Genomic DNA, 7,387 nt, shown 5'->3' with positions numbered 1-7,387 from the left:
GTCGACGAGGACGGCAACCGCGACCCCCGCACTCCAGGCGAACGCAACGGCGACGCACTCTTCGACGCCATCCACTACGCGATGACCAACGACAAAGCCCCCACCCTCTCCGGAGACCGCACCACCGTCGTCGTCACCATCCCGCTCGAAACCCTGACCTCCGGGCTCGGCGCGGCCTGCGTCGACGGGGTCGCTCAGATCACCGCCCGGCATGCCCGGATGCTGGCCTGCGACGCCAAAATCATCCCCGCCCTCCTCGGCAGCGAGAGCGAACCCCTCGACATCGGACGCGCCGCCCGCAGCGTCACCCCCGCCCAACGACGCGCCCTCAACCTGCGCGACCACGGATGCGCGTTCCCCGGCTGCCGACGAAGACCGAAACACTGCGAAGCCCACCACATACTTCCGTGGGGACAGCTCGGCGACACCGACCTCAACAACCTCTGCCTACTCTGCCGCTATCACCACATGGTCATCCACGGCCAATCCGGCTGGAAAGTCCAGATCACCAACGGACGACCGGAATTCATTCCACCGCAGTACTTGGATCCGCTCCAAACGCCCCGCCGTAACCATCGCTGAACCCGAGGGAGCCCGCCGACCACATGGCGACGGGCCCCTCGGCATGCGCGAAAATCAAGACTCGACCGCTGCTTCAACGGCCCGCCCCTCGCCTAGCGGCCACTCCCGCAGGCGCTCCGGAACACTTCTCCGACCCGCATGCCCGACTCGGCGAAAGCTGGAGAAAGGGCGCCCCAGCATGACATCTTCCGGCCCAGCCACATCGAAGAGGCGGCGGATCTGGCCATCCATGGCTCCCGCCCCGGTGAACATCCACCGAGTCGGCCTGGATAGCGACGACGTTACTGCGGTTGCTGTTGCTGACTCGGCAGCGTCCCCGCCGCCATCCGCCGCGCCACGTCCCGCCGCAGCCACAGCAGCCACAGCCAGATCCCGAGGAAGATCACCCCGAGGATCGCCACGGCGGGCAGCGCGACGAAGAACGCGATCAGCGCGACCTGCAGCACCAGTACCGCGGGCACCGCCCAGGGCTTCTTCAGGAAACCGCACAGCACGATCAGCGCGACCGCGATCACGATCACCGACCACCCGGTGAGCGAACCGACCCCGCCGCCGAGTTTCGCCACCACCGGCAGCGCGAGCGCGACGGTGATGCCCTCCATGATCAGCGAACCGGCCATCACCCCGCGGAAGGACTTCATCGGGTCCTTGGCGGGCGGCTTCGGGGTCTCGTCGGTCACGCCGGCTCCTTACCGAACAGGGTCCTGGCCTCGCCCGCGGTGACGACGGAGCCGGTGACCAGCACGCCGCCGCCCGCCAGCGGTTCCTCGGGGTCGTCGCTCTGCTCGACGAGGCCGATGGCGGTCTCGATCGCGGCGTCCAGGCTGGGTTCGGCCACGACGCGGTCTTCGCCGAAGATCGAGATGGCGACGTCGTTGAGTTCGTCGAGCGGCATCGCGCGCGGGGACGAGTTCTTGGTGACGACGATCTCGGACACCACCGGTTCGAGCGCGTCCAGGATGCCGCGGGCGTCCTTCTCCGCCATCACGCTGACCACGGCGGCGAGGCGGCGGAAGGCGAACTCCTCGGCGACGGTGGTCGCGAGCGCCTTGGCGCCGTGCGGGTTGTGGGCGGCGTCGAGCAGCACGGTCGGTGCGGCGCGGACGCGCTCCAGCCTGCCGGGGGTCTCGACCTCGGCGAAGGCCTCACGGACGGCCTCGATGACCAGTTGCTTGTCCTTGCCCGCGCCGAAGAACGCCTCGACGGCGGCCAGCGCCAGAGCGGCGTTGGCGGCCTGGTGCGCGCCGTGCAGCGGCAGGAAGATCTCGTCGTAGACACCGCCGAGGCCCTGCAGTTTCAGCATCTGCCCGCCGACGGCGACCTCGCGCTCCAGCACGCCGAACTCGCTGCCGGCGCGGGCGACGCTCGCGTCGACCTCGATGGCACGTTCCAGCAGGATCTTCTGGACTTCGGGCTCCTGCTCGGCGATGACCGCGACGCTGCCGGGTTTGATGATCCCGGCCTTCTCCACCGCGGCTTTGGCCGGGGAGCCGCCGAAGTACTCGACGTGGTCGACGCCGATCGGCGTGATGACGGCGACGTCGCCGTCCACGACGTTGGTGGCGTCCCAGGAGCCGCCGAGCCCGGTCTCGATGACCGCGGCTTCGACGGGCGCGTCGGCGAAGGCCGCGAACGCCATCCCGGTCAGCACCTCGAACTTGCTCATCGGCACCGCGTCCGGGCCGCCGGCGTTGTCCACCATGGTCACGTACGGCGCGACGTCGCGGTACAGGTCGACGTACGCGGCGGCGGAGATGGGGGCGCCGTCGAGCGCGATCCGCTCGGTGACCAGCTGCAGATGCGGGCTGGTGTACCGGCCGACGCGCAGGCCCATGCGGGTCAGCAGCGCGTCGATCATCCGGGTGGTCGAGCCCTTGCCGTTGGTCCCGGCGACGTGCAGCACCGGGTAACCGCGGTGCGGTTCACCCATGAGATTGACCAGGGCCGCGATCCGGGCGAGGGACGGCTCGATCTTGGTCTCGGGCCAGCGCTGGTTCAGCTCGGCCTCGACGGCGAGCAGTTCGCGGCGCGCCTGCTGCCCGTTGGGGTCCGACGGGGCGAACTCGTCACCCTGGTCGTCCAGTTCGTGCAGTTCGACGTCCTCCGGGGCGACGAGGTCCGGCACGGGGCCGAGCGCGAGGTTGTCCCCCAGCTGCCCGATCCCGCCGATACCGCCCCGCGCGCCGCCGCCCGCCTGGTACGCGGCGTCGGGTGCGTCCAGATCCGGGTCGGTGTCGTCGGACGGATCGTGGGCGCGGGCCCCCAATTCGTCGACACCGGCGAAACTGTCCAGATCTGCCAGGTCCGGGGATTCCCTGAAATCTTCGGAATCCCGGCCGTCACCTCGCGGCACGAACTCTCCTCTTACCCTTGCTGCCTGTCACGCCGAGTCTACGTGCGGCTTTTCCTGGCACTCTCGACGCATGGGGTTCAACCACAACGACCACTATCACCCGCTGCTGCTCGACCAGCTGCCTCCCGGCCCCGGCGTGGCGCTGGACGTGGGCTGCGGCAGCGGACGGTTCGCGCGGCGGCTCGCGGCCACCGGCATGCATGTCGAGGCGATCGACCGGTCCGGTCCGATGATCGAGCTCGCCCGCGCCGCCGGCTCGCCGGGCCCCGGCACGATCTCGTACCGGCAGGCCGACGTGGTCGCCCAAAAGCTGCCGGACGAGGCGTACGACTTCATCTCTTGTCTCGCGATGCTCCACCACGTGCCGTTCGACACGGTCACCAAGCTGCGGGACGCGCTGGTCCCCGGCGGGGTGCTCGCCGTGCTCGGCCTCGGCAGGCCCAGCACCGTCGGCGACTACGCGCGCGCTCTCGTGGCCTCACCGGTCAACGCGCTGGCCAGGGTGATCGTGTACGCGGGCGAGCGGCTGAACGGCGGCGCCGACCCGCTGCCGACGGCGCCGATCGTGGAGACCTTCCCGCCGATGAGCCGGATCCGGCGCGACGCGGCCGGCCTGCTGCCCGGGAGCAAGGTCCGGAACCTGCTCTTCTACCGCTATCTGCTGGTCTATCGCAGACCGGAAGACGATCACCCGATGTGACACCCCAAGCGGGTGAAACCGGCGCTCGACCACCCGATCGGCGGCGCCGACCGGGGCGGATCCGGTTCATTTTTGAGAGGCCATCCAGTCCGGAGATCGGGGTCCTCATGCGCTACAGACGCGTCCTGTTCGCGGCCGTCTCGACCGTCGTCCTGCTGATCGCCTCCGCCACGGCGGCCACCGCCACCACGCGGTCCTACCGCAATTACGTCGCGCTGGGTGATTCCTACACCTCCGGACCGCTCATCCCGCTCCCCCGTCTCGATCCGCTCTTCTGCGGCAAGTCGACGCAGAACTACCCGTCGATGCTCGCCGCGGCGCTGCGGGTCCGTTCCTTCACCGACATCAGCTGCGGCGGTGCCGACACCACCAACATGACGCAACGCCAAAGCGTGACGCTCGGCAGCAACCCACCCCAGTTCAGCGCCCTGCGCGCGAACACCGACCTGGTCACGGTCGGTATCGGCGGCAACGACTACGGCGTCTTCGGCACGCTGGTCGGCACCTGCCCGTCACTGCGGGCGAGCGATCCCACCGGGAACCCGTGCCAGGAGCGGTTCACCGTCGGCGGTGTCGACACCATCAAGGCCAAGATCGCCGACACCGGCAAGAACGTCGAGAAGGTGCTGGCCGGAGTCCACGCCCGCTCCCCGCGAGCCGACGTGCTCGTCATCGGCTACCCGCGGATCGCGCCGGAACGTGGTTATTGCCCGAAGATCCTGCCCTTCGCCGAGGGCGACTACGCCTGGCTCAACGACGTCGAGAAGGCGCTGAACTCGGCGATCGAGAAGGCCGTCGCGGCCGACGGCAAGGCGACCTTCATCGACACCTTCGGACCGTCCGCCGGACACGACGCCTGCGCGCCGAACGGGGCCGCGTGGATCAACGGGCAGCACACGAAGCTGCTCGCCGCGGCGGCTTACCACCCGTATCGCACGGGGATGGCGGGCGTGACCGGAGTGATCCTTCGTCACCTTCGCTGAATGTCATGAAAGGGTCGTTCAAGACATTTTTTGTCCTGAACGACCCTTTCATGACATTGGTCAGGAGGCGGGAAGGGCGGCCAACCGGGCGTTGATGCGCTCGATATCCGCGACCGCGGTCTCCTTGCGGGCCCGGATCTTGCCGATCACCGGCTCCGGCGCCTTGTCGATGAAGGCCTGGTTGCCGAGTTTGGCCTCGGCCTGCGCCAGTTCCTTCTCCGCCGCGCCGAGGTCCTTCTGCAGGCGCTTGCGCTCCGCGGCGACGTCGATCGTCCCGGACAGGTCCAGCTCCACGGTCACCACACCGGCCGACAGCCCGACCTCGAGCGACGCACTCGGCGCGAAGCCCTCTTCGGGCTGGGTGAGCCGGACCAGCGAGCGGATCGGCTCGTCGTGCCCGGTGAGCTCGGCGAACCCGGCGCCGGACAGCCGCGCCGCCACCTTCTGGCTGGGCTTGAGGCCCTGGTCCGCGCGGAACCGGCGCACCTCGGTGACCAGTTTCTGCACGTCCGCGATCCGCTTGTCCGCCACGGCGTCGGCGTACGAGCCGTCCGCCACCGGCCACGGGGCGATGACCAGCGATTCGCGGCCGGTCAGCGCCGTCCACAGCTTCTCGGTGATGAACGGGATGAACGGGTGCAGCAGCTTCAGCACGGTGTCGAACACGTGCCCCAGCACCGCGCGCGTCGCCGTCACGCGGGCCTCGTCACCCTGGAAGACCTGGACCTTCGACAGCTCCAGGTACCAGTCGCACAGCTCGGTCCAGGTGAACTGGTAGAGCGTGTCGGTGGCCTTCGCGAACTGGTAGTCCGCCAGATAGCCGGTGACCTCGTCGACGACGTTGCCGAGCCTGCCGAGGATCCAGCGGTCGGCCTCGGTGAGTTCGGCGGCCAGGGGCAGCGGGGCGTTCGCGTCCGCGCCGTTCATCATCGCGAACTTGGTGGCGTTCCAGAGCTTCGTGGTGAAGTTCCGGGAGCCCGCGACCCACTCCTCGCCGATCGGCACGTCGGTACCCGGGTTCGCGCCCCGCGTGAGGGTGAAGCGCAGCGCGTCGGTGCCGTATTTGTCCATCCACTCGATGGGGTCGACGCCGTTGCCCGCGGTCTTCGACATCTTCTTGCCGAACTGATCGCGGACCATGCCGTGCAGCGCGATGGTCTTGAACGGCGCCTCGCCGGTGGCGTAGAGGCCGAACATCATCATCCGCACGACCCAGAAGAACAGGATGTCGTAGCCGGTGACCAGCACCGACGTCGGATAGAACTTGTTCAGGTCCGGGGTCTTCTCCGGCCAGCCGAGGGTGGAGAACGGCCACAGGCCCGAGGAGAACCAGGTGTCGAGGACATCCGGGTCCTGGGTCCAGCCCTCGCCCGAAGGCGGCTCCTCGTCCGGTCCGACGCAGACGACCTCGTCGTTCGGGCCGTACCAGACCGGGATGCGGTGGCCCCACCACAGCTGACGCGAGATGCACCAGTCGTGCAGGTTGTCGACCCAGTCGAAGTAGCGCTTCTCCAGCTCCGGCGGGTGGACGTTCACCCGGCCGTCGCGGACCGCGTCGCCGGCGGCCTTCGCGAGCGGGCCGACCTTGACGAACCACTGCAGCGAAAGCCGCGGCTCGATCGGCTCCTTCGAGCGCTCGGAGTGCCCGACGCTGTGCAGGTACGGACGCTTCTCCGCGACGATGCGGCCCTGCTCGCGCAGCTTCTCCCGCACCGCGACCCGGGCCTCGAAGCGGTCCATGCCGTCGAACTCGGTGCCGGTGCCGTCGATCCGGCCCTGCTCGTCCATGATCGTGATCATCGGCAGGTCGTGCCGCTGGCCGATCTCGAAGTCGTTCGGGTCGTGAGCGGGGGTCACCTTGACCGCGCCGGTGCCGAACTCCGGGTCGACGTGCTTGTCCGCGACGATCGGGATCTTGCGCCCGGTCAGCGGCAGCTCGACCTCGGTGCCGATGAGGTGGGTGTACCGCTCGTCGTCCGGGTGGACCGCGACGGCGGTGTCGCCGAGCATCGTCTCCATCCGGGTGGTGGCCACGACGATCGCGTTCTCGCCGTCGCCGTAGCGCATCGAGACGAGCTCGCCCTCGACCTCTTCGTGCTTCACCTCGGCGTCGGACAGCACCGACCGCAGCTCCGGCGACCAGTTGACCAGGCGCTCGGCGCGGTAGATGAGGCCGTCGTCGAACAGCTTCTTGAAGATCGTGTTGACGGCCTTGGACAGGCCGTCGTCCATGGTGAACCGCTCACGGGTCCAGTCGACACCCTCACCGAGGCGCTTCATCTGGGCGAGGATCTTGCCGCCGTGCTCGTTCTTCCACTGCCAGACGCGCTCAACGAACGCCTCGCGGCCGAGCTCGCGGCGGCTGGTGCCCTCGGCGCGGAGCTGCTTCTCGACCAGCGCGTGGACCGCGATGCTCGCGTGGTCCATGCCCGGCAGGTACAGCGTCTCTTCGCCGAGCATGCGGTGGTAGCGGGTGATGGCGTCGATGAGGGTGTGCTCGAACGCGTGCCCGATGTGCAGCGAACCGGTCACGTTCGGGGGCGGGATGACTACCGTGAACGGCGGCTTGTCCGACGTGGGGTCGGCCGTGAAGTAGCCGGCGTCTACCCAACGCTGGTAGAGCGAGGCTTCTTCGTCGGCCGGATTCCAGGTACCCGGAAGGTCGGTCTGCTGCGGCTGGGCGTTCTCGGTCACAGTTGACAAGTCTACGAACCCTCTCCATCGAGTTCCTCACCGGCCGTAACGCCCGCCGTTCCCAGCCGATGAGGG

General features: G+C 68.8%; 6 protein-coding genes. 3 read left to right on the top strand and 3 right to left on the bottom strand.

Features of this window, described 5'->3' with window-relative positions; genetic code table 11:
- Nucleotides 1-582 (top strand): DUF222 domain-containing protein (locus AB8M46_RS38695; RefSeq protein WP_394363394.1); only part of this gene is annotated, 582 nt, incomplete at its 5' end.
- 281 nt (nucleotides 583-863) lie between these two features.
- Here AB8M46_RS38695 and AB8M46_RS38690 read toward each other — a convergent pair.
- Complete coding sequence (locus tag AB8M46_RS38690; protein ID WP_034316250.1) at nucleotides 864-1,262, bottom strand: DUF4233 domain-containing protein; 399 nt, start codon at nucleotides 1,260-1,262, stop codon at nucleotides 864-866.
- Nucleotides 1,259-2,935 (bottom strand): folylpolyglutamate synthase/dihydrofolate synthase family protein, encoded by a 1,677-nt coding sequence (locus AB8M46_RS38685; protein WP_037347532.1) that lies wholly within the window; start codon nucleotides 2,933-2,935, stop codon nucleotides 1,259-1,261. The genes AB8M46_RS38690 and AB8M46_RS38685 overlap by 4 nt, the downstream gene beginning before the upstream one ends.
- 70 nt (nucleotides 2,936-3,005) lie before the next feature.
- On the opposite strand from AB8M46_RS38685, the gene AB8M46_RS38680 reads away from it, so the two are divergent.
- Both AB8M46_RS38680 and AB8M46_RS38675 read left to right on the top strand, forming a co-directional pair.
- Nucleotides 3,006-3,635 carry a class I SAM-dependent methyltransferase gene (locus tag AB8M46_RS38680; protein WP_394363393.1) on the top strand — a complete coding sequence of 210 codons (630 nt, stop codon included), beginning with the start codon at nucleotides 3,006-3,008 and terminating at the stop codon, nucleotides 3,633-3,635.
- A gap of 107 nt (nucleotides 3,636-3,742) precedes the next feature.
- Nucleotides 3,743-4,618, top strand: a complete 876-nt coding sequence (locus AB8M46_RS38675) for an SGNH/GDSL hydrolase family protein (protein WP_037347538.1) — start codon at nucleotides 3,743-3,745, stop codon at nucleotides 4,616-4,618.
- 60 nt (nucleotides 4,619-4,678) lie between these two features.
- Here AB8M46_RS38675 and AB8M46_RS38670 read toward each other — a convergent pair whose 3' ends face one another.
- On the bottom strand, nucleotides 4,679-7,312 hold the full coding sequence (locus AB8M46_RS38670; RefSeq protein WP_394363392.1) for a valine--tRNA ligase: 2,634 nt from the start codon (nucleotides 7,310-7,312) through the stop codon (nucleotides 4,679-4,681).
- Nucleotides 7,313-7,387 lie beyond the last annotated feature (75 nt).

The sequence above is a fragment of the Amycolatopsis sp. SB7-3 genome, from assembly GCF_041021335.1.
Classification (GTDB): domain Bacteria; phylum Actinomycetota; class Actinomycetes; order Mycobacteriales; family Pseudonocardiaceae; genus Amycolatopsis; species Amycolatopsis japonica.
The sequence above is the reverse complement of the archived record's forward strand: the minus strand, read 5'-3'. Positions and strand labels throughout refer to the sequence as shown.

What these genes read in the sequence shown, in the direction of transcription:
- AB8M46_RS38680 (WP_394363393.1), top strand. Translation starts at nt 3,006, where the DNA reads ATGGGGTTCAACCACAACGACCACTATCACCCGCTGCTGCTCGACCAG.
- AB8M46_RS38675 (WP_037347538.1), top strand. Translation starts at nt 3,743, where the DNA reads ATGCGCTACAGACGCGTCCTGTTCGCGGCCGTCTCGACCGTCGTCCTG.